General features: G+C 70.4%; 16 protein-coding genes and 1 tRNA gene. 11 read left to right on the top strand and 6 right to left on the bottom strand.

Annotation, left to right across the window (positions count from 1 at the left end; translation table 11 throughout):
- Positions 1–152: 152 nt before the first annotated feature.
- The 3 genes from gltB to pyk all read left to right on the top strand — a co-directional run bounded on the left by gltB (position 153) and on the right by pyk (position 7,824).
- Entirely contained in the window at positions 153–4,691 is a 4,539-nt protein-coding gene (gene gltB / locus ACFO9I_RS09215) for a glutamate synthase large subunit (protein WP_379180040.1), read from the top strand.
- A 68-nt stretch (positions 4,692–4,759) separates the two neighbouring features.
- Positions 4,760–6,226 carry a glutamate synthase subunit beta gene (locus ACFO9I_RS09220; RefSeq protein WP_379180042.1) on the top strand — a complete coding sequence of 489 codons (1,467 nt, stop codon included), beginning with the start codon at positions 4,760–4,762 and terminating at the stop codon, positions 6,224–6,226.
- A gap of 137 nt (positions 6,227–6,363) precedes the next feature.
- A complete protein-coding gene (gene pyk / locus ACFO9I_RS09225; RefSeq protein WP_379180044.1) occupies positions 6,364–7,824 on the top strand; it encodes a pyruvate kinase in 1,461 nt (486 codons plus the stop codon).
- Between the two features lie 3 nt (positions 7,825–7,827).
- Here the strand turns inward: pyk and ACFO9I_RS09230 are convergent, their stop codons facing one another.
- Together ACFO9I_RS09230 and ACFO9I_RS09235 are read right to left on the bottom strand one after the other, a co-directional pair.
- The gene (locus ACFO9I_RS09230; protein ID WP_379180046.1) at positions 7,828–8,571 is read right to left on the bottom strand and encodes a transposase; all 744 of its coding nucleotides are present in this window, start codon (positions 8,569–8,571) and stop codon (positions 7,828–7,830) included.
- Positions 8,572–8,617: 46 nt separating this feature from the next.
- Positions 8,618–8,690: transfer RNA gene (locus tag ACFO9I_RS09235), tRNA-Leu, on the bottom strand.
- Between the two features lie 101 nt (positions 8,691–8,791).
- Between ACFO9I_RS09235 and ACFO9I_RS09240 the strand changes: the two genes are divergently transcribed.
- The 6 genes from ACFO9I_RS09240 to ACFO9I_RS09265 all read left to right on the top strand — a co-directional run bounded on the left by ACFO9I_RS09240 (position 8,792) and on the right by ACFO9I_RS09265 (position 14,044).
- Positions 8,792–8,956, top strand: a complete 165-nt coding sequence (locus ACFO9I_RS09240) for a hypothetical protein (RefSeq protein ID WP_379180048.1) — start codon at positions 8,792–8,794, stop codon at positions 8,954–8,956.
- Between the two features lie 60 nt (positions 8,957–9,016).
- Positions 9,017–9,619 (top strand): ANTAR domain-containing response regulator, encoded by a 603-nt coding sequence (locus tag ACFO9I_RS09245; protein WP_379180050.1) that lies wholly within the window; start codon positions 9,017–9,019, stop codon positions 9,617–9,619.
- A 210-nt stretch (positions 9,620–9,829) separates the two neighbouring features.
- A complete protein-coding gene (locus tag ACFO9I_RS09250; RefSeq protein WP_379180052.1) occupies positions 9,830–11,131 on the top strand; it encodes a branched-chain amino acid ABC transporter permease in 1,302 nt (433 codons plus the stop codon).
- A 12-nt stretch (positions 11,132–11,143) separates the two neighbouring features.
- A complete protein-coding gene (locus ACFO9I_RS09255; protein ID WP_379180054.1) occupies positions 11,144–12,319 on the top strand; it encodes a branched-chain amino acid ABC transporter permease in 1,176 nt (391 codons plus the stop codon).
- A 7-nt stretch (positions 12,320–12,326) separates the two neighbouring features.
- Complete coding sequence (locus ACFO9I_RS09260) at positions 12,327–13,274, top strand: ABC transporter ATP-binding protein (protein ID WP_379180056.1); 948 nt, start codon at positions 12,327–12,329, stop codon at positions 13,272–13,274.
- Positions 13,271–14,044, top strand: a complete 774-nt coding sequence (locus ACFO9I_RS09265; protein WP_379180058.1) for an ABC transporter ATP-binding protein — start codon at positions 13,271–13,273, stop codon at positions 14,042–14,044. Before ACFO9I_RS09260 ends, ACFO9I_RS09265 begins: the two co-directional genes overlap by 4 nt.
- A 248-nt stretch (positions 14,045–14,292) precedes the next feature.
- Here the strand turns inward: ACFO9I_RS09265 and ACFO9I_RS09270 are convergent, their stop codons facing one another.
- Both ACFO9I_RS09270 and ACFO9I_RS09275 read right to left on the bottom strand, forming a co-directional pair.
- Positions 14,293–15,645 carry an ABC transporter substrate-binding protein gene (locus tag ACFO9I_RS09270; protein WP_379180060.1) on the bottom strand — a complete coding sequence of 451 codons (1,353 nt, stop codon included), beginning with the start codon at positions 15,643–15,645 and terminating at the stop codon, positions 14,293–14,295.
- A gap of 135 nt (positions 15,646–15,780) precedes the next feature.
- On the bottom strand, positions 15,781–16,527 hold the full coding sequence (locus ACFO9I_RS09275; protein ID WP_379180062.1) for a DUF554 domain-containing protein: 747 nt from the start codon (positions 16,525–16,527) through the stop codon (positions 15,781–15,783).
- A gap of 114 nt (positions 16,528–16,641) precedes the next feature.
- On the opposite strand from ACFO9I_RS09275, the gene ACFO9I_RS09280 reads away from it, so the two are divergent.
- Positions 16,642–17,232: a GNAT family N-acetyltransferase gene (locus ACFO9I_RS09280; RefSeq protein WP_379180064.1), complete on the top strand. Its 591-nt coding sequence runs from the start codon at positions 16,642–16,644 to the stop codon at positions 17,230–17,232.
- A gap of 7 nt (positions 17,233–17,239) precedes the next feature.
- On the opposite strand, the gene ACFO9I_RS09285 is transcribed toward ACFO9I_RS09280, so the two are convergent.
- Entirely contained in the window at positions 17,240–17,695 is a 456-nt protein-coding gene (locus ACFO9I_RS09285) for a PaaI family thioesterase (RefSeq protein WP_379180066.1), read from the bottom strand.
- A 66-nt stretch (positions 17,696–17,761) separates the two neighbouring features.
- Between ACFO9I_RS09285 and polA the strand changes: the two genes are divergently transcribed.
- Complete coding sequence (gene polA, locus ACFO9I_RS09290) at positions 17,762–20,473, top strand: DNA polymerase I (protein WP_379180068.1); 2,712 nt, start codon at positions 17,762–17,764, stop codon at positions 20,471–20,473.
- A gap of 36 nt (positions 20,474–20,509) precedes the next feature.
- On the opposite strand, the gene ACFO9I_RS09295 is transcribed toward polA, so the two are convergent.
- Positions 20,510–21,766 carry a lipopolysaccharide biosynthesis protein gene (locus ACFO9I_RS09295; RefSeq protein ID WP_379180070.1) on the bottom strand — a complete coding sequence of 419 codons (1,257 nt, stop codon included), beginning with the start codon at positions 21,764–21,766 and terminating at the stop codon, positions 20,510–20,512.
- Positions 21,767–21,804: the final 38 nt, after the last annotated feature.

The raw sequence follows: 21,804 nt of genomic DNA on the forward strand, positions 1-21,804 counted from the left end.
GCGGAACTCGGTGGTAGCCTGAGGCCTCCGCTAGGGCCAATGTCGTCCCCTGCAACGCCTGACGCTGCATCTCACTTGCACGGCCGAACCCGCCGGTACGCCTTCCGGGGCAACCCGGGGGACGCGCCGGCACGACGACGGGAGAATGCCCGGTGCCGTACCAGCACGCATTCCCGCCGCCCCAGGGCCTCTACGACTCCAGCCACGAGCACGACGCGTGTGGCGTGGCTTTCGTCGCGACCCTGACCGGCAACGCCAGCCACGACATCGTGGCCAAGGCGCTCACCGCGCTCCGCAACCTCGACCACCGCGGCGCCGCGGGAGCCGAGCCCAACTCCGGCGACGGCGCCGGAATCCTCATGCAGGTCCCCGACGCGTTCCTGCGCGACGTGACCCGTGAGGCGGGCTTCGAGCTGCCCCCGCCGTCCTCGTACGCCGTGGGCACGGCGTTCCTGCCCGGCGACGACGGGCAGGTGGCCAAGACCCGCCGGCAGATCGAGGAGATCGCCGCCGAGGAGGGCCTCGCGGTCCTGGGCTGGCGCGACGTACCCACCAACCCCGACATCCTGGGCGCCACCGCGCTGGGCGTCATGCCGGCCTTCAGCCAGCTGTTCGTCGCCGGTGCCGGCTCCCGCCTGACCGGGATGGCGCTGGAGCGCCTCGCGTTCTGCCTGCGCAAGCGCGCCGAGCGCGAGACCGAGGTCTACTTCCCGTCGCTGTCGTCGCGCACGCTCGCCTACAAGGGCATGCTCACCACCGACCAGCTCGACAACTTCTTCCCCGACCTGACCGACGAGCGGATCGCCTCGGCGATGGCCGTCGTGCACAGCCGCTTCTCGACGAACACGTTCCCGAGCTGGCCGCTGGCGCACCCGTTCCGCTTCATCGCCCACAACGGCGAGATCAACACCGTCATGGGCAACCGCAACTGGATGCGGGCCCGCGAGGCGCTGCTGAAGTCCGACCTGATCCCGGGCGACCTCGAGCGGCTCTACCCGATCTGCACCCCGGGCGCCTCGGACTCCGCCTCGTTCGACGAGGTGCTCGAGCTGCTGCACATGGGTGGCCGGTCGCTGCCGCACTCGGTGCTGATGATGATCCCCGAGGCGTGGGAGAACCACGCCGAGATGGACGCCAAGCGCCGCGCCTTTTACGAGTTCCACTCCTCGATGATGGAGCCGTGGGACGGCCCCGCCTGCGTCGTCTTCACCGACGGCTCGCAGATCGGTGCGGTCCTCGACCGCAACGGCCTGCGTCCCTCGCGCTACTGGGTCACCGACGACGGGCTGGTCGTGCTGGCGTCCGAGGTGGGCGTGCTCGACCTCGACCCCGCCACGATCGTCCGCAAGGGTCGGCTGCAGCCGGGCCGGATGTTCCTCGTCGACACCGACGAGCACCGCATCATCGAGGACGAGGAGGTCAAGGCCGGCCTCGCCGCGGAGCACCCGTACGACGAGTGGCTGCACGCCGGCCTGATCCACCTCGACGACATCCCCGAGCGTGAGCACGTCGTGCACACCCACGCCTCGGTGACCCGCCGCCAGCAGGTCTTCGGCTACACCGAGGAGGAGCTGCGGGTCCTGCTCACCCCGATGGCGAACACCGGGGCCGAGCCGATCGGGTCGATGGGCACCGACACGCCCATCGCAGCGCTCAGCGAGAAGCCGCGGCTGCTGTTCGACTACTTCGCGCAGCTGTTCGCGCAGGTCACCAACCCGCCGCTGGACGCGATCCGCGAGGAGCTCGTCACCTCGCTCAACGGCACCATCGGCCCGGAGGCCAACCTGCTCCAGCCGACGCCCGCGTCGTGTCGCCAGGTGGTGCTGCCGTTCCCGGTCATCTCCAACGACGACCTGGCCAAGATCCGGCACATCAACCGCGACGGCGACATGCCGGGCTTCATCACCCACGTCGCGCGCGGCCTGTACGACGTCGAGGGCGGCGGCGACGCGATGGCGGCCCGGATCGACGAGATCTGCGCCGAGGTGTCCGAGGCGATCGCCGGCGGCGCCCGCATCATCGTGCTCTCCGACCGGCACTCCACCGCCGAGCTGGCGCCGATCCCGTCGCTGCTGCTCACCGGTGCGGTCCACCACCACCTGGTGCGGGAGAAGACGCGCACCCAGGTCGGGCTGCTGGTCGAGGCCGGCGACGTGCGCGAGGTGCACCACGTGGCACTGCTGGTCGGCTACGGCGCGGCCGCGGTCAACCCCTACCTGGCCATGGAGTCGGTGGAGGACCTCGCCCGCGAGGCCTACTACGTCAAGGCCGACGCCGAGAAGGCCGTCGCGAACCTGATCAAGGCGCTGGGCAAGGGCGTGCTGAAGGTGATGTCCAAGATGGGCGTCTCCACCGTGGCCTCCTACACCGGCGCGCAGATCTTCGAGGCCGTCGGCCTGTCGCAGGCGGTGGTCGACCGGTACTTCACCGGCACCACCTCCAAGCTCGGCGGCATCGACCTGGACACGATCGCCGAGGAGGTCGCGCGGCGCCACGCCACGGCGTACCCCCGCGGCGGGATCGCGCCGGCGCACCGTGAGCTGTCGATCGGCGGCGAGTACCAGTGGCGTCGCGAGGGCGAGCCGCACCTGTTCGACCCCGAGACCGTGTTCCGGCTCCAGCACGCCACGCGCACCGGGCGCTACGACGTGTTCAAGCAGTACACCCAGCGCGTCGACGAGCAGTCGCAGCGGCTGATGACGCTGCGTGGGCTGTTCCGCTTCAAGGACCGGCCCTCGATCCCGATCGAGGAGGTCGAGCCGGTCTCGGAGATCGTCAAGCGCTTCTCCACCGGCGCGATGTCCTACGGGTCCATCAGCCAGGAGGCCCACGAGACCCTCGCGGTCGCGATGAACCGGCTGGGCGCGAAGTCCAACACCGGGGAGGGCGGCGAGGACCCGGACCGCCTCTACGACCCCGAGCGGCGCAGCGCGATCAAGCAGGTCGCGTCCGGCCGGTTCGGCGTCACCTCGGAGTACCTCACCAACTCCGACGACATCCAGATCAAGATGGCCCAGGGCGCGAAGCCCGGCGAGGGCGGCCAGCTGCCCGGCCACAAGGTCTACCCGTGGGTGGCCAGGACCCGGCACTCCACGCCGGGGGTGGGGCTGATCAGCCCGCCGCCGCACCACGACATCTACTCGATCGAGGACCTCGCGCAGCTGATCCACGACCTGAAGAACGCCAACCCGCAGGCCCGCGTCCACGTGAAGCTGGTCTCCGAGGTCGGCGTCGGCACGGTCGCGACGGGCGTCTCCAAGGCGCACGCCGACGTGGTGCTGATCAGCGGCCACGACGGCGGCACCGGCGCCTCGCCGCTGACCTCGCTCAAGCACGCGGGCGGTCCGTGGGAGCTCGGCCTGGCCGAGACCCAGCAGACCCTGCTGCTCAACGGCCTGCGCGACCGGATCGTGGTGCAGACCGACGGCCAGCTCAAGACCGGTCGCGACGTCGTCGTCGCGGCGCTGCTCGGCGCGGAGGAGTACGGCTTCGCCACCGCCCCGCTGGTGGTCTCGGGCTGCATCATGATGCGGGTCTGCCACCTCGACACCTGCCCTGTGGGCGTCGCGACGCAGAACCCGGTCCTGCGCGAGCGCTACACCGGCAAGGCCGAGTTCGTCGTGAACTTCTTCGAGTACATCGCCGAGGAGGTCCGCGAGCTGCTGGCCGAGCTCGGCTTCCGCACCCTCGAGGAGGCCATCGGCCAGGTCGACGTCCTCGACGTCGCCGAGGCGGTCGACCACTGGAAGGCCGCCGGGCTCGACCTGTCGCCGATCCTGCACAAGCCCGAGCTCCCCGAGGGGGCCGCGCTGCGCAACACGACGGTGCAGGACCACGGCCTCGACCGGTCGCTGGACGTCACCGAGCTGGTCCCGCTGGCGCAGGACGCGCTGGAGAGGGGCGAGCCTGTCCGGGCCCAGGTCGCGATCCGCAACGTCAACCGGACCGTCGGCACGATCCTCGGCCACGAGGTGACCAAGCGGTACGCCGGCGAGGGCCTCCCGGACGGCACGATCGACATCACGTTCACCGGCTCGGCCGGCCAGTCCTTCGGCGCGTTCGTCCCGAAGGGGATCACGCTGCGCCTCGAGGGCGACGCCAACGACTACGTCGGCAAGGGGCTCTCGGGCGGCCGGATCGTCGTACGCCCCGACCGGGCGGCGACCTTCGACGCGCGTGAGCAGATCATCGCCGGCAACGTGATCGGGTACGGCGCCACGTCGGGCGAGATCTTCCTGCGCGGCGTGGTCGGCGAGCGCTTCTGCGTCCGCAACTCCGGGGCCCTCGCGGTCGTCGAGGGCGTGGGCGATCACGGCTGCGAGTACATGACCGGCGGCGTCGTGGTGATCCTCGGTCCGACGGGACGCAACTTCGCCGCGGGCATGTCCGGTGGCTACGCGTTCGTGCTGGACCTCGACGAGGGCCGGGTCAACCCCGAGCTGGTCGACCTGAACAAGGTCGAGGGCGACGCGGTCGACGAGCTGCACGCGCTGGTGACCCGCCACCTCGAGGAGACCGGGTCGACCGTCGCCGAGGAGCTGCTGGCCGACTGGCCGGCCGCCGTCGCGCGGTTCACCGAGGTCATGCCCAGTGACTACAAGCGGGTCCTGGACGCTCGCGCCGAGGCCCTCGAGGAGGGTCTCGACGAGGAGCAGGCCGCGGCCCGGATCATGGAGGTCCTCCATGGCTGATCGTGGCGAGGACATGGAGCTCCGGCAGAGCATGGCGGGCCGCTGCTCGCCGACGAAGGAGGCGTGCAATGGCTGACCCCAAGGGATTCCTCAAGACGGGCCGCGAGGTCGCCGAGCGGCGACCTGTCGAGGAGCGGGTCCACGACTGGAACGAGGTCTACCCCGGAAGTGCGGGGCGGGCGCTGCTGCCGATCATCACCGAGCAGGCCGGTCGCTGCATGGACTGCGGCATCCCGTTCTGCCACCAGGGCTGCCCGCTCGGGAACATCATCCCGGAGTGGAACGACTTGGTCTGGCGCGACGACTGGGAGGGCGCGATCGAGCGCCTGCACGCGACCAACAACTTCCCGGAGTTCACCGGTCGCCTGTGCCCGGCCCCGTGCGAGACGGCCTGCGTCCTGGGCATCAACCAGGACCCGGTCACCATCAAGAACGTCGAGGTCTCGATCATCGACAAGGCGTGGGACTCCGGCTTCGTGCGGCCCCAGCCGCCGGAGTGGCTCTCCGGCCGCACGGTCGCGGTGATCGGCTCGGGCCCGGCCGGTCTGGCCGCCGCCCAGCAGCTGACCCGGGCCGGCCACACGGTCGCCGTCTACGAGCGCGCCGACAAGATCGGCGGCCTGCTGCGCTACGGCATCCCCGAGTTCAAGATGGAGAAGCAGCACCTCGACAAGCGCCTCGACCAGATGCGCCGCGAGGGCACCGTCTTCAGGTCCGGCGTGGACGTCGGCGGTGACCTGACCGGGCAGAGCCTCAAGGACCGGTACGACGCGGTCGTGCTGGCCATGGGCTCGACCGAGGCCCGCGACCTGCCGGTCACCGGCCGCGAGCTCGGCGGGATCCACCAGGCGATGGAGTTCCTCCCGCAGGCCAACCGGGTCGCGCTCGGCGAGGAGGTCGAGGGCCAGATCACCGCCGAGGGCAAGCACGTCGTCATCATCGGCGGCGGCGACACCGGCGCGGACTGCCTCGGGACGTCCACGCGTCAGGGTGCCGCGTCGATCACGCAGCTGGAGATCATGCCCGAGCCTCCGGGCCAGCGGCCGGCCGGCCAGCCGTGGCCGACGTACCCGATGGTGTTCCGGGTCTCCTCGGCGCACGAGGAGGCGGGGGAGCGGGTCTACTCCGTCTCCACCCAGGAGTTCCTCGGCGACGAGGACGGCAACGTGCGGGCGCTGCGCCTGGTCGACGTGGAGTTCCAGGGCGGCAGGCTCGTCGAGCTTGAGGGCACCGAGCGCGAGATCCCGGCCGAGCTGGTGCTGTTCGCGATGGGCTTCACCGGCCCCGAGAAGGCGGGCCTCGTGGAGCAGCTGGGCGTCGACCTCGACGAGCGCGGCAACATCGCCCGCGACGCGTCGTACATGTCGTCGGTCCCGGGCGTCTTCGTCGCCGGCGACGCGGGCCGCGGCCAGTCGCTGATCGTGTGGGCGATCGCCGAGGGTCGTGCGGCGGCCGCGGCGGTGGACACCTTCCTGACCGGCTCCACCACGCTCCCCGCGCCGATCAAGCCGACCGAGCGTCCGCTGGTCGTCTGAGTCCGGGCTGGATCACCGGTGCACCGGTGACTCCTGACGTTCTCAGCCGTCGCCTCGGCTGAGAACGTCAGGAACCGGCTGGGAAGACGTCACGGCTGAGTGTTGGAACGATCTAAGAACCCGCTAGGGTGAGGGACGTGCGTAGAGCCAAGATCGTCTGCACCCTCGGCCCGGCAACCTCCTCCCCGCGTCGCATCCGCGAGCTCGTGTACGCCGGCATGGACGTCGCCCGGCTGAACATGAGCCACGGCAGCCACGCCGACCACGCCGAGTCCTACCGGCTGGTGCGCGAGGCCTCGGACGCCAGCGGCCACGGCGTCGGCATCTTCGCCGACCTGCAGGGCCCGAAGATCCGGCTGGCGACGTTCTCCGACGGCCCGGTGCTGCTGCGCCGCGGCCAGGAGTGGACGATCACCACCCGCGACGTCGACGGGAACGACAAGGAGTGCGGCACGACGTACGCCGGACTCCCGGGCGACGTGAACGTCGGCGACCCCATCCTCATCGACGACGGCAAGGTGCGCCTGCGGGTCACCGCGGTCGAGGACCAGGACGTCCGCACCGAGGTGCTCGTCGGCGGCAAGGTGAGCAACCACAAGGGCATCAACCTGCCCGGCGTCGCGGTGTCCGTGCCGGCGCTGTCGGAGAAGGACATCGAGGACCTCCGGTTCGCCCTGCACCTGACCGTGGACTTCATCGCGCTCAGCTTCGTGCGCGACGCCAAGGACGCCGCCGACGTCCGCAAGATCATGGACGAGGAGGGCGTGCGCCTCCCCGTCATCGCGAAGATCGAGAAGCCGCAGGCGATCGAGAACCTCGACGAGGTCATCGCCGCCTTCGACGGCTTCATGGTCGCCCGCGGTGACCTCGGCGTGGAGTGCCCGCTCGAGGACGTGCCGTTCCTGCAGAAGCAGGTGATCGAGAAGGCCCGGCTCAACGCCAAGCCCGTCATCGTCGCGACCCAGATGCTCGAGTCGATGGTCTCCAACCCGGCCCCGACCCGGGCCGAGGCCTCCGACGTGGCCAACGCCGTGCTCGACGGCGCCGACGCGGTCATGCTGTCCGGCGAGACGAGCGTGGGGGAGTACCCCGTCCACACCGTCGAGACGATGGCCAAGATCATCTCCGCCACCGAGCGGCACGCCCTCGAGCAGGACGGCCCCGGCCAGCTGCGCGAGATCGACTGGGACCCGCACACCAAGGGTGGAGTCATCGCCAAGGCGGCCGCGGAGGTTGCCGAGCGCGTCGCCGCGAAGTACGTCGTCGCGTTCACCCAGAGCGGCGACTCGGCCCGTCGCATGTCGCGGCTGCGTGGCCCGGTCCCGCTGCTGGCGTTCACGCCGGAGGCGGCCGTGCGCTCCCAGCTCGCACTGAGCTGGGGCGTCGAGACGTTCAAGACCGCCGCCGTCGAGCACACCGACGAGATGGTCCGCCAGGTCGACGAGCAGCTGCTGCGCATCGGCCGGGTCGAGGAGGGCGACCTCGTCGTGATCATCGCCGGCGCGCCCCCCGGCATCCCCGGCTCCACCAACGCGCTGCGGATCCACCGGATGGGGGACGCCATCAACGGCGTCGCCCCGGCGTACCGGCGCGGCTGAGGGTCATCCCTTCGGGCCGACCAGGTCGTCGAGGCGGGCGACATCGGCTCGCCGCGAGACGCTGATCGTCTTGTGGTTCGACCGGCGCCAGGCGACGCCGGCCAGGTCGAGGGCCCAGCAGCAGAGCTCCCGGATGTCGCTGGAGACATTGGTGAACTGCCACCGCGGGTAGTCGTACCTCTTGCGCTCGCCGGCCACCACCCGGGTCGCCCAGTTGCGCACCCGGGAGCCGTCGGAGTGGAACAGGCCGCGGAGGAACGCTGCCGGGTGCTCCTCCACGATGTCCCGCTGCCAGTCCTCGAGCACGATCGGCCGCTCGTGCTTGCGGCCCGGACCGTGCTGCGGGAACAGGCAGGGCCAGTGCATCCAGTGGGACTGGACGACGACGCAGCCGGGTGCGGGCACCCTGAACACCTGGCGTCCGGGATGCACCTGGGTGACGACGTCGACCACGTCCTCGATGATCGCCGGGTACGTCGCGTCGCAGGTGATGCGCAGCGCGAAGTAGCGCGCAGCCCGGCTGACGTGGCCGTCACCGAGGTAGTAGCCCAGGACGGCTGCGTAGGCGGTGCGGACCAGGTCCGCCCCGTCACAGGCCGGGCAGGTCCCTCGGTCCTGACGAGGCCCCTGCTCCCGCCAGGAGCGCAGGGTCGCCCGGCTGACCCCCGTGGCCCGGCTGACCTCCGACAGTGTCGCCCCGGTCGTCAGGTGCGCGAGCGCCTGCTCCTGGACGCGGCGGGAGTACACGCGGCGAGGCTGCCAGGATGCGCCGACATCGCACACGTCCGACGGGTGCCCCGGGTGGGATTCGAACCCACACTGGATGGTGTTTGAGACCACTCTCTCTGCCGTTGGAGTACCGGGGCCGGCGGAGCCAGACCCTATCCGATCGGCAATCGGTGAGACCCCTTGGGCAATCTCTACAAATCCAGTAGACTTAAACTCCGGCAAGGATGGGGAGAGTGTCATGGTGAGGTTCTGGCTCTGGGGGCGACGGAGCAACCAGCGGGCGGTCGCCAACGCCCGCAGCGCGGCGACCGACCTGAGCCGCCTGCGCGTCGAGCGTGACGAGGTCGAGATCTTCCTCGCCGAGCTCGGCCGGCGGCGTACTGCCGCACCGCAGCCGGCCTGACCTCAGCGCCGGACCGGCCGGCGCGGGGCGGTCCCGGTGGCTGCCGATAATCTTCTGCTCGTGACCGAGCCCGCAGCCGCCACCCCGCGCACCGTCGTCATCGCCGAGGACGAGGCGCTGATCCGCATGGACCTCGCCGAGATGCTCACCGAGGAGGGGTACGACGTCGTCGGCCAGGCCGGCGACGGAGCCCGGGCCGTGGAGCTCGCCGAGCAGCTCCGCCCCGACCTGGTGATCCTCGACGTCAAGATGCCCGTGCTCGACGGGATCGCGGCCGCCGAGCGGATCGCCGGCCAGCGCATCGCCCCGGTCGTGATCCTGACGGCCTTCTCCCAGCGCGACCTGGTCGACCGTGCCCGCGAGGCCGGCGCGATGGCCTACCTCGTCAAGCCCTTCACGCAGGGCGACCTGGTGCCGGCGATCGAGATGGCGGTCAGCCGGTTCGCCGAGCTCAGCCAGCTCGAGACCGAGGTGGCCGACCTGCAGGACCGGCTGGAGACCCGCAAGGCGGTCGACCGCGCGAAGAGCATCCTGCAGCAGCAGCTCCAGCTCACCGAGCCGGAGGCGTTCCGCTGGATCCAGAAGACCGCCATGGACCTGCGGCTCTCGATGCGCCAGGTCGCCGAAGGGGTCGTCACGCACGGTCCCGGCATCGCCGGCTGAGGGGCGTCAGCAGCCACTCGCGCCGACAGTCATGACACGGCCTCGTCTCGTCGATGTCACGACTCGGTAAAGGCCCGAACGACTCATCGGATCGGCGTGGGGATGTGGCGCGGCCCACCTTCCGGACCCCTAGACTGCCGGGCAGCGCCCGCCGGGTGCCTGGATCGGAGGACCGAGTTGAAGTCTCGACAGTCAGTCCATGAGCGGGGAGTGGAGAGGGGTGTTCGGCAGGGTTTCGCCGGCGTCGTCGTGACGCTGCTCCTGGCTCCGCTGGTCCTCCTGCTCGGTGCTCCACCGGCGAGTGCGGTCGGCACCCTGTGCCTGCCCTCGACGGACGCCGCCTGCATCGCGGGCACCGTGCGTTCCGACGAGGGCGTGGTCCCGGACGCGAAGCTGACGATCACCGACGAGGCGGGCAACGCCGAGGAGGTCACGACCGGCGACGACGGCAAGTGGAGCCTCCAGGTCAAGAAGGAGGGGCCCTACACGGTGGCCCTCCAGGAGGACACCCTGCCGGACGGCACGGCAGTCTCCGGCTCGGCCGAGATCACCGTCCAGGCGAAGTTCGGCAAGACCGTCCCGGCCCTGATCCCGGTGCGGACCTCGGCGTACGTCTCCTCGACGAGCAAGTTCGACGAGCTGGTCCAGAGCTCGGCCAACGGCCTGCGGCTCGGCCTCCTGCTGGCCCTCGCCTCGATCGGCCTCTCGCTGATCTACGGCACGACCGGCCTCTCGAACTTCGCCCACGCCGAGCAGGTCGGCCTCGGCGGCATCCTCGGCTACGTGCTCATCAACGAGCACGGGCTCAACGTCTGGGTCGGCGGGATCCTCGTCGTGATCCTCTGCGGCTTCACCGGCTGGTTCCAGGACCGGGTGATGTGGATGCCGCTGCGGCGCCGCGGCCTCGGGCTCACCCAGATGATGATCGTGACGATCGGCCTCTCGCTGGCCCTGCAATACACCTTCCAATACACGATCGGCGCGCGCACCGTCCGCGTCGTCCAGGACAACCCCTCGGTCCGTGAGATCGGCCCGATCACGATGACCAACCAGTCCTTCGTGGCGATGGGCATCTCGATCGTCGTGATCGCGGCCGTGGGCTACGCCCTGCTGCGTACCCGCGTCGGTCGCGCCACCCGGGCGGTGTCCGACAACCCGGCGCTGGCCGCCGCGTCCGGCATCGACGTGGACAAGGTGATCCGGCTCGTCTGGACCGTCGCCATGGCGCTCGCCGGCCTCTCCGGCCTGCTCTACGCCCTGGTCACCAACGGCATCAAGTGGGACTCCGGCCTGCAGATCCTGCTGCTGCTCTTCGCGGCCGTCACTCTCGGTGGCCTCGGCACCGCCTTCGGCGCCCTGGTCGGCTCGCTCATCATCGGCCTGGTCGTCGAGCTCTCCCCGGTGCTGGGGATGCCCGGTGACTTCAAGTACGCCACCGCGCTGTTGATCCTCATCCTCCTGCTGCTGGTCAGGCCCCAGGGCCTGCTCGGCCGCCCGGAGCGGGTCGGTTAGGAAGGACGGGTCATGGACACTCTCCAGTCGATTCTCAACTCGATGCTGCGCGAGGCGATCTCGCCGCAGACCGCTGCCGTGGCGATCGCCGCGATCGGCCTGAACATCCACTTCGGCTTCACCGGGCTGCTCAACATCGGCCAGTCCGGCTTCATGCTGCTCGGTGCGTACGGCTTCGCGATCTCGATCGGCCACGACCTGCCGCTCATCGTCGGCATCATCATCGGCTTCGCCGCGGCGTTCGTGTTCGCCCTGGTGCTGGGAGCCCCGACGCTGAAGCTGCGCGGTGACTACCTCGCCATCGTGACGATCTCGGCCGCCGAGATCATCAGGTACGTCGGCAGATCGGCGCTGCTGACCGACTTCACCGGTGCGGCCCAGGGCCTCCAGGGCGTCACCTACCGCACCCCCTTCAGCAACCTGTCGTTCTTCGGTGGCGGTGACTCCACGCTGAGCCCCTACAACTACCTCGACGTCGCGAACGGCGCCGGCTGGGTGCGGCTGATGGGCTGGCTGGTCCTGGTCGCCACGGTCGCCGGCATCGTGGCCCTGGTCCGGTCGGGCAGCCGCGTCGGCAACACCGCACGACGTACGGCGGTCGGCGCCCTCATCGCCCTCGGCGTCTTCATGCTCTTCTTCCTGATGCCGGTGAACTACCAGAACACCGGTGTGAGCGGCTGGTGGGTGCGCTTCGTGGCCTGGCTTCTGGTGGGTATCTGCCTGCTGGTGGTGTTCCTGCTGGTGCGCAGCCCCTGGGGGCGCCTGCTGCGCGGAATCCGTGAGGACGAGGATGCGATCCGCAGCCTCGGCAAGAACGTCTTCGCCATCAAGATGCAGGCGCTGGTCATCGGCGGCCTCTTCGGTGCCCTCGGCGGCATGATCTACGTGCTGCCCGCCTCGGTGCAGCCCGACTCCATGGGCCGCTCGCTGACGTTCTTCTGCTACACCGCGCTGCTGCTCGGTGGCGCGGCGACCATCTTCGGCCCGGTGCTGGGGTCGATCATCTTCTACTCGGCCCGCATCATGATCAAGGGCATCGCCAACGGCTACGTCCCCGACAGCATCATGAACGGCCAGCAGACCGAGCAGTTCTCCTACATCGTCGTCGGCGTGGCCCTGATGCTCATCGTGATCTTCCGGCCACAAGGAATCCTCGGGAACAAGAGGGAGCTGCGGTTCAATGTCTGAGTCAACGGTGAGCAGGTCCGACCTGTCCGACCCGGAGGCGCGCCGGGCCCTGATGTCCGGGGTCGACACCTCACCCGGTGCGGCCAAGCCCGACCCGATCCTGGTGGTCGACAAGATCGTCCGCCAGTTCGGCGGCATGACCGCGGTGGACGTCGAGCACCTCGAGGTCCAGCGCGGCATCATCACCGCCCTGATCGGCCCGAACGGTGCCGGCAAGACGACGTTCTTCAACCTGATCACCGGGTTCGACCGGCCGTCGTCGGCGAAGACCGGCGCCCACTGGTCCTTCGACGGCGCGAAGCTGGACAAGACGTCCGCGTCCAGCGTCGCCAAGGCCGGCATGGTCCGCACCTTCCAGCTGACCAAGGCGCTGAGCCGGATGACCGTGATGGACAACATGATGCTCGGCGCCCAGGACCAGGCCGGGGAGAACCTCCTCAAGTGCGTCTTCCGGCCCCTGTGGGGTCGCCAGGAGCGCGAGATCGAGGAGAAGGCCAAGGAGCTGCTCGCCCGCTTCAAGCTGCTGGAGAAGAAGGACGACTACGCCGGCAGCCTGTCCGGTGGCCAGCGCAAGCTCCTCGAGATGGCCCGGGCCCTGATGAGCGATCCCAAGATGATCATGCTCGACGAGCCGATGGCGGGCGTGAACCCTGCGCTCACCCAGTCGCTGCTCGGGCACATCCAGAGCCTGCGCGACGAGGGCATGACCGTGCTCTTCGTCGAGCACGACATGCACGTCGTCCGCCACATCTCGGACTGGGTCAACGTGATGGCCGAGGGGCGCCTGGTGGCGGAGGGTCCGGCCGACTCGGTCATGTCCGACACCGCCGTGATCGACGCCTACCTCGGCGCCCACCACGACACCGACCTGGGCGACGACGCGTTGCTCAGCGACGAGGTCATGGAGGAGATCGAGGCGCAAGTGGCCGCCGAGCGCGAGGAGGAGTCCCAGTGAGTGCAGAGCCCGTGCCGGGCAGCCAGAAGGCGGTCGTCGAGGCGAAGGACGTCGTGGCGGGCTACCTCCCCGGCGTCAACATCCTCAATGGCTGCAGCCTGGTCGCCTACCCCGGCGAGATGATCGGCATCATCGGCCCCAACGGCGCCGGCAAGTCGACCCTGCTCAAGGCCATGTTCGGCCTGGTGAAGGTGCACTCCGGCACCGTCATGCTGGGGGACCGCGACATCACCAACCTGCGCACCAACCAGCTGGTGGAGATGGGCGTCGGGTTCGTCCCGCAGACCAACAACGTCTTCCCGTCGCTGTCCATCGAGGAGAACCTCCGGATGGGCCTGTTCCTGCGCCCGAAGAAGGTCTCCGAGCGGCTGGCCGCCATGTGGGACCTCTTCCCGGTCCTGCACGACCGGCGCAACCAGAGCGCCGGCGCCCTGTCCGGCGGCGAGCGCCAGTCCCTGGCGATGGCACGCGCGCTGATGATGGAGCCGTCGGTACTGCTGCTCGACGAGCCGTCTGCCGGGTTGTCGCCGGTGCGTCAGGACGAGACCTTCCTGCGCACCCGCCGGATCAACAAGACCGGTGTCTGCGTGGTCATGGTCGAGCAGAACGCCCGTCGGTGCCTGCAGATCTGCGACCGTGGCTACGTCCTCGACCAGGGTCGCGACGCCTACACCGGCACCGGCCGCGAGCTCGCCAACGACCCCAAGGTCATCGAGCTCTACCTCGGCACGCTGGCCAAGGACGTCGAGGAGGAGCACCCCAAGCACTGAGCCGCCCACAGCACGACCTCCGAGGGCCCCGGACCGACTGGTCCGGGGCCCTCGTGCATGGGAGCGGCCCTCTCATGTAACGCGGTGTCCACGGCGCTGGCGCGGTGCCGCAACACCGCACCAGTGCCGTGGACACCGCGTTACAAGGGCTGGGGCGCGCCCGGCTCTGTCGGCCGCACGCAGAAGGGCCCCGGACCGTGAGGTCCGGGGCCCGACTGGTGTGTGTGTCAGTCAGACGAGCGTGCGGATCAGGAGGATCCCTCGACCGAGTTGGTCAGCTCGTTCTTGTTGTCGGCGTTGAAGGTGTAGATGCCGATGAACGCCGAGGACGGGTCGTTCTTGTCGTTGATCGGACCGATGCCCGACGGGCCGGCGTACCGGATCTCCTTGCCGGCCTTGAGCAGCTCGAGGCAGTCGGCGTAGGTCTTGCACTCCTCGCCACCGGTCGCGCCGGAGACCGCCGCGTAGTTCTTCTGGATGGTCTCGGAGTCGGTGCCGCCGCCCTTCACCGCGGCGAGCGCGGCGAGGATGGTGGCGTCGTAGGACTCGGCACCGTAGGCGTAGTCGGTGAGCGGCTTGCCCTCGCCGACCTCGGCCCACCCGCTGAGGCGCTCCTTGAACGCGGCGTCGGGGTCGGCGCCGGGGATGGTGCCCTGGGCGCCCTCGAGGGTGCCCTTCTCGAAGGTCGCGCTGTAGTCGGCGGTGTTGCCGTCGGAGAAGTAGGTCTTCGACATGTCCCAGCCCTGCGAGGCCAGCTCGGGCACGATCTGCTTGGTCTCGTCGAACGCGAGCACGACGATGGCGTCGGGCTTGGACGCGAGGGCCGCGCTGACCTCGGACGAGAACGTCGTCTGGCCGGCGGGGAACTCGTCGCCGTCGCCCTTGCAGCCGTAGACGCACTCACCGCCGGAGCCGGTGATGGTCTCCTCGACGGCGTTGCGCAGACCGGTGCCGTAGGTGTCGTTGAACACCAGGAACGCGACCTTCTGGTAGCCGTCGGTGCTGATCAGGGTGCCGAGCGCGTTGCCCTGGATGCCGTCCGGCGGAGCGGTGCGGAAGTAGTACGGCGAGTAGCCGCTCAGGTCCACCGCGGTGTTGGCGGGGGAGACCTCGACGATCTTGTTGTCGGCGAAGGTGTCCACGACGTTCAGCGACACGCTCGAGGACGCGGCGCCGATGACGACGGACGGCTTGTTCGCGATGAGGGTTCCCGCGGAGGAGGTGGAGACCGACATGTCGGTCGAGTCACCGGAGTCCTGGATGTCGTGGCAGGCCTTGGCCCCGTCCACGCCGCCCGCGGCGTTGATGTCCGACACGGCCAGGCCCACGCCCGCGACCTCCGGGGGACCGAGGAACGCGAGGTTTCCGGTGAGCGGCAGGATGCCGCCGACGCGCAGCGCGTCGGCGCTGGTCTGGTTGCCGGAGCACTTGTCGTTGGTGAACTTGTCGCTCGAGCCGGCCGACTCGGAGGAGGACGCCGACGTCTTGTCCGAGGCGTTGTCCCCGGAGGAGTCGTCGGAGCCACATGCGGTCAGGGCGAAGCTGAGGGCGGCGGTGCCGGCCATCACCCTGATCCAGGTGGCCTTGGTGGATCGATTCACGGGGTGAACCTTTCTGTCGCGTGGAGGTGCACTTCTCCGCAGCCCGTCCCCGAGAGGTTGGGCAGGCGATGCCACGGTAGGTGCGCCCGGAGTGTGCCGGGTCACAGGGCACCCTGTCGTGACCGAACCGTTACCTCAATGGATCCAGGCCGAGAACTGCACGAAAAAGGGGGCGAGGACCAGCGCCGGAAGCAGGTCGGCCACGGGGATCTCGCGCACCCGGAGCAGCCGCAGGGCCACGCCCACCAGCAGCAGGCCCCCGGTCGCGGTCAGCGCGGCGAGGTGCGGCGTGGGCAGCACGTCGCCCAGCAGGAAGCCCACCACGGTGAGGCTGCCCTGGACGCCCACCACGGTCACGACGCTGGCCGCGACGCCCCAGCCGAAGGACGCCGCGAAGGCGATCGCGGCGAAGCCGTCGAGGACGGCCTTGAGGAACAGCTGGTCCGCCCCGTTGCCGAGCCCGTCGTTGAGGGACCCGAGGATGGTCAGCGGTCCCGTGCAGAAGAGCAGCGAGGCGGTCACGAACCCCTCGATGAACCGGCGCCGCTCCACCGACCCGGCTTCGCCGGACAGCCGGCGCTGCAGCCAGCCGCCGAACCGCTCCACGCGCTCCTCGAGGCGCAGCAGGGACCCGGCGATCCCGCCGACGAGCAGGGAGCCCAGCACCACCAGCATCGGGGCGCTGGAACCGACCGCGTCCGCGAGGTCGCCGTCGAGCACGGCCATCGCGGAGGTGCCCGCGATCAGCAGGGTGACCAGCCCGAGCGCGTCGGTCACGACGTCGCGGGTGCGCACCGGCAGCCGGTTGCCGAGGAGGACTCCGGCAGTGGCCCCGAGGAGGACGGTGAGGACGTTCACGACGGTGCCGATACCGGGGAACACGGGACTCCTCTGACAGGTCGGGGACCCTGAGCGTAGTCTCGCCCTCTGGAGTCGCGTGGCGGGGGACCGAGCCGCGCGCCCACCCCCGGCACGACGGCCTGAAAGGCTGACGAGATGACCCGCTCACTGGTGGCGCTGCGCTGCGCACTGCCCTCCGACGCACCCCTGCTCACCGAGCTGTGGACCGAGGTGCTGCGACGGGTCGACCGCGAGGAGCAGCTGGCCGACCTGGTGACGATCATCGAGCGCGCGGCCGCGTCGCCGACCGAGCGGATCGTGGTCGCGGAGTACGACGGAGAGGTCGCCGGGGCCGTCCACCTGCAGGTCACCACGATGACGCCGCTGAACCTCGAGCCGACCGTGCTCGCGGTCTCGCCGCACGTCTTCCCCCAGTACCGCCGCCACGGCGTCGGTCGGGCGCTGATGGACTCGGCGGTGGCCTTCGCCGAGGACCAGGGGATCGGTCACGTCGCGACCGCGGCCGCAGCCGGCTCGCGCGACGCCAACCGGTTCATGGCCCGGCTCGCGCTGGGACCGCAGGCGGTGCTGCGGGTGGCGACGACCCACGCCGTACGCTCCAAGCTCACCGCGCAGCGGCCGTCCACGGCGCACCGCCACGGCGGGCGTCAGCTCACACAGGTGCTGGCCGCGCGCCGCTCGATGCGGCGCAACCAGTCCTCCACCGTGGGCGACCCCACGGGGTGATCGACCCTCAGCGGGTGAGCTTCTCCCGGGGGATCAGCGCGCAGGTGATCCGCGACGTGCAGACCCGGCGGCCGTCCTCGTCGGAGATGACGACCTCGTAGGTCGCCGTGCTGCGGCCGAGGTGCACCGCGGTCGCCACTCCCGTCACCGTGCCCGAGCGGGCCGACCGGTGGTGGGTGGCGTTGATGTCGACTCCGACCGAGAGCCGGTCGGGGTGCGCGTGGGCGGCCGAGCCCACCGAGCCCAGGGTCTCGGCCAGCACCACGGACGCGCCGCCGTGCAGCAGCCCGTAGGGCTGGGTGTTGCCCTCGACGGGCATGGTGCCCACGACCCGCTCGGCGGAGACCTCCACGAGCTCGATGCCCATCCGCTCGTTGAGGCTGCCCATGCCCTCGGGCATGGAGGAGAGGTACTTGGCGACGGTGCTGTCGCCGGGCGCGGACGCGGTGGCAGGGTCGGTCATGACGCCATTGTGGCGCACCCCGTTGCCGCCCCGGGGACCGTCCCCGCCGCCGGATAGAGTCGCGCCGTGCCTGAGCTCGCCGCGACCCCGACCGCCTCCGACCGCCCACGCCTGCTGCTGCTCGACGGCCACTCGCTGGCCTACCGGGCGTTCTTCGCGCTGCCGGTGGAGAACTTCTCGACGACCACGGGGCAGCACACGAACGCCGTCTACGGGTTCACGTCGATGCTGATCAACGTCCTGCGCGACGAGCAGCCGACCCACGTCGCGGTCGCGTTCGACGTCTCGCGCCAGGGCTTCCGGATGGACGAGTACCCGGACTACAAGGCCAAGCGCAACAAGACCCCCGACGAGTTCAAGAGCCAGCTGCCGTTGATCGAGGAGGTCCTCGACGCGCTGCACATCCCCTTCCTGAAGAAGGAGGGCTACGAGGCCGACGACATCATCGCGACCCTGGTGACCGAGGCCCTCGCCGCCGACCTCGACGTGCTGATCCTCACCGGTGACCGCGACAGCCTCCAGCTGGTGACCGACCACTCGACGGTGCTCTACCCCATGCGCGGGGTGTCCGACCTGTCGCGGATGACGCCCGAGGCGGTCGAGACGAAGTACGGCGTGCCGCCGCACCGCTACCCCGAGCTCGCCGCGCTGGTGGGCGAGGACTCCGACAACCTGCCGGGCGTGCCGGGGGTGGGGCCGAAGACGGCTGCGAAGTGGATCGCCCAGTACGACGGCCTCGACAACGTGATCACCCACGCCGACCAGATCAAGGGCAAGGCCGGCGACAACCTGCGGGCCCACCTCGGCGACGTGATCCGCAACCGCCGGCTCAACGCCCTGGTCCGCGACCTCGACCTCGAGCTGCACCCGACCGACCTGGCGGTCCGGCCCTGGGACCGCCAGGAGGTGCACACGCTCTTCGACAGCCTCGAGTTCCGGGTGCTGCGCGACCGCCTGTTCGAGACCCTCCAGTCGGAGGAGGAGATCGACGACTCCGGCTTCGAGATGGTCGGTGCCCGGCTCGGCTCGGGCGAGGTGGCGGCCTGGCTGGCCGAGCACGCCGCGCCGGGCGACCGGCGTACCGGCGTCACCGTGCAGGGCACCTGGCGCGCCGGCACCGGCGAGATCTGGTCGGTCGCCCTGGCAGCCCAGGACGGCACCGCCGCCTGGTTCGATGCCGCCGAGATCACCCCGGAGGACGACGCCGCGGTGGCCGCCTGGTTCGCGGACGCCACCGCGGCCAAGGTGCTCCACGACGCGAAGGGCCCGATGCTGGCGCTGTCGGCGCGGGGCTGGCCGCTCGACGGGCTGGTCTCCGACACCGCCCTCGCGGCCTACCTGGTCCGCCCCGACCAGCGCTCCTACGACCTCGCCGACCTGACGCTGCGCTACCTCAAGCGCGAGCTGAAGCAGGAGTCCCAGGACAGCGGCCAGCTCAGCTTCGACACCCTCGACGGCGCCGACACCGGTGCCGCCGACACCTCGATGCTGCACGCGCGGGCGGTGCTCGACCTCGCCGAGGCCCTCGACGACGCGATCGAGGCACACGGCGGCGTGCGCCTGCTCGCCGACATCGAGCTGCCGCTGGTGCACCTGCTGGCCCAGCTCGAGCGCACCGGTATCGCGGTCGGCACCGACCACCTCGAGAGCCTCGAGAGCCACTTCGCGGGCGAGGTGAAGAAGGCCGCGGACGACGCGTTCGCGGTGATCGGCAAGGAGATCAACCTCGGTTCGCCCAAGCAGCTGCAGGTCGTGCTCTTCGACGAGCTCGACATGCCCAAGACCAAGCGCACCAAGACCGGCTGGACCACCGATGCCGACGCGCTGCAGCAGCTCTACGAGAAGACCGAGCACCCGTTCCTGCTCGCGCTGCTGCGGCACCGCGACGTCACCCGGCTGCGGCAGACCATCGAGGGTCTGCTCAAGACCGTCGCCGAGGACGGCCGCATCCACACCACCTTCAACCAGACGATCGCGGCCACCGGCCGTCTCTCCAGCACCGACCCCAACCTGCAGAACATCCCGATCCGCACCGAGGAGGGACGCCGGATCCGCGAGGGGTTCGTCGTGGGCGAGGGCTTCGAGTCCCTGATGACGGCCGACTACAGCCAGATCGAGATGCGGATCATGGCGCACCTCTCCGAGGACGCGCTGCTCATCGAGGCGTTCCGGTCGGGGCAGGACTTCCACTCGATCACCGCCGCCCGGGTGTTCGACGTGCCGGCCGACGCGGTCACCGTCGAGATGCGCGCCAAGATCAAGGCGATGAACTACGGGCTCGCCTACGGCCTGTCCGCCTTCGGCCTGAGCCAGCAGCTGCGGATCGAGCCGAGCGAGGCGCGCGGCCTGATGGACGAGTACTTCCAGACCTTCGGCGGGGTGCGCGACTACCTCGCCGGCGTCGTGGACGAGGCGCGCCGCTCCGGCTTCACCGAGACCATCTGGGGTCGCCGCCGCTACCTGCCGGACCTGACCAGCGACAACCGGCAGCGGCGCGAGATGGCCGAGCGGATGGCGCTCAACGCCCCGATCCAGGGGTCGGCCGCCGACCTGATCAAGGTGGCGATGCTCAACGTCCAGCGCGCGATCGAGGAGGCGGGGCTGCGCTCGAGGATGCTGCTCCAGGTCCACGACGAGCTCGTGTTCGAGGTCGCGCCGGGTGAGCGGGAGCAGCTCGAGACGCTGGTACGCCGCGAGATGGGCGCCGCCGCCGACCTCGCCGTGCCGCTGGACGTCTCGGTCGGCACCGGCCACAGCTGGCACGAGGCGGCGCACTGACCCACGCCGCGGGGCGGGGCCGGAGCGAGGGCCGGGTCAGCCGGCCGGGCCCAGCGGCGGCTCGACCGCGGCCGGCTCCGTGCCGGTGCGGCGCAGGCCGAGCACCAGCAGCACCACGAACAGCGAGGCGTCGACGAGGATGACCACGGTGAGCAGCTGCTCGAACTCCGTCGTGAGCAGCCCCAGCACCACCAGGACCACCAGTGCGAGCCACACCAGCAGCACCGAGCGGTGCGCCTGGCGGGCCAGCACGGAGTAGACCAGCAGCTGCAGCATCGACAGCACCGTCCCGAGCACCGCGAAGACCGCGAGGTTGTCGGTGATCTCGGTGTAGTCGGCGCCGCCGACGAAGACCAGCGCCAGCCGGGGCAGCGCCGCGGCACCCAGCGTGACGGCGACGCCGATCCCGGCCACGACACCGAGGCTGGTGGTGAGCGCCTGGCGTCGTTCGGCGATCGTCGACATCGCCGGGAAGGCCACCACCACGACGAACTGCGGCAGGAACAGCACGGCCTTGGTGAGGATCAGGCCGCCGGCGTACAGGCCGGCGTCGTGCTCCGGCAGCACGTTGCGGGCCACGATCACGTCGACGTTGGAGAGGGCGAAGAACGCGAGCAGCACCTGCGAGTTGCGGAACGTCTCGATCATGACCGAGCGGAAGCCGTGCATCTCGCTGCTGACCCCTGGCTCGCGGTCGCGGCGCAGGAACCACCAGCCGGCGACGACGGGTGCCACCGCACCGAGCGCGGTGCCGATGAGGGCGTTGGTCTCGGTGGGGGACCACCAGATCAGCGCCGTGCCGATCACGAGGCGCGGCACGCCGCTGAGCACGTAGAGCACCGACAGCTGCCACCAGCGGCGCTCGCCCTGCAGGATCCCGGCCTGGCCGCCCATGATCGTGAACGGGATCGAGGTGACGGCCACCAGGGCGGCCGTGGGCAGGCTCTCGAGCCGGAGCAGCCGGTTGATGAGGGGCGACAGGGCCAGGAGCAGCACCGCGAGCGCGAGCGCCGCCCGGTAGGTGACGCCGAGGATGGTGCGCTCGATCTGCGCCACGTGGTCGGGGTCGGCCGAGATCCGGCGCGCGGCCGTGGCCTGGAGCCCCAGCTGGAGCACGGTGATCACCAGCAGCGTGGCCATCAGGCCGGCGAGGGCGCCGTACGCGGGCGGGCCGAGCAGGCGGGCGGCGACCATGGTGAAGCCGTACGTCGCGACGTTCATGACGCCCATCGCGACCGCGATCGATCCGCCCCCGCCCAGCAAGGTGGCCAGACGGCCGGATCGGGAAACCACGGGTGGAGCGTAGTGGGCGACCGCACGCGCGGCGTGCC

The organism is Nocardioides sp. GCM10023255 (assembly GCF_042653125.1).
GTDB lineage: Bacteria > Actinomycetota > Actinomycetes > Propionibacteriales > Nocardioidaceae > Nocardioides.

Coding starts and splice junctions, on each gene's coding strand:
- ACFO9I_RS09280 (WP_379180064.1), top strand. CDS start 16,642: ATGACCCGCTCACTGGTGGCGCTGCGCTGCGCACTGCCCTCCGACGCA.
- ACFO9I_RS09285 (WP_379180066.1), bottom strand. CDS start 17,695: ATGACCGACCCTGCCACCGCGTCCGCGCCCGGCGACAGCACCGTCGCC.
- ACFO9I_RS09220 (WP_379180042.1), top strand. CDS start 4,760: ATGGCTGACCCCAAGGGATTCCTCAAGACGGGCCGCGAGGTCGCCGAG.
- ACFO9I_RS09255 (WP_379180054.1), top strand. CDS start 11,144: ATGGACACTCTCCAGTCGATTCTCAACTCGATGCTGCGCGAGGCGATC.
- ACFO9I_RS09240 (WP_379180048.1), top strand. CDS start 8,792: ATGGTGAGGTTCTGGCTCTGGGGGCGACGGAGCAACCAGCGGGCGGTC.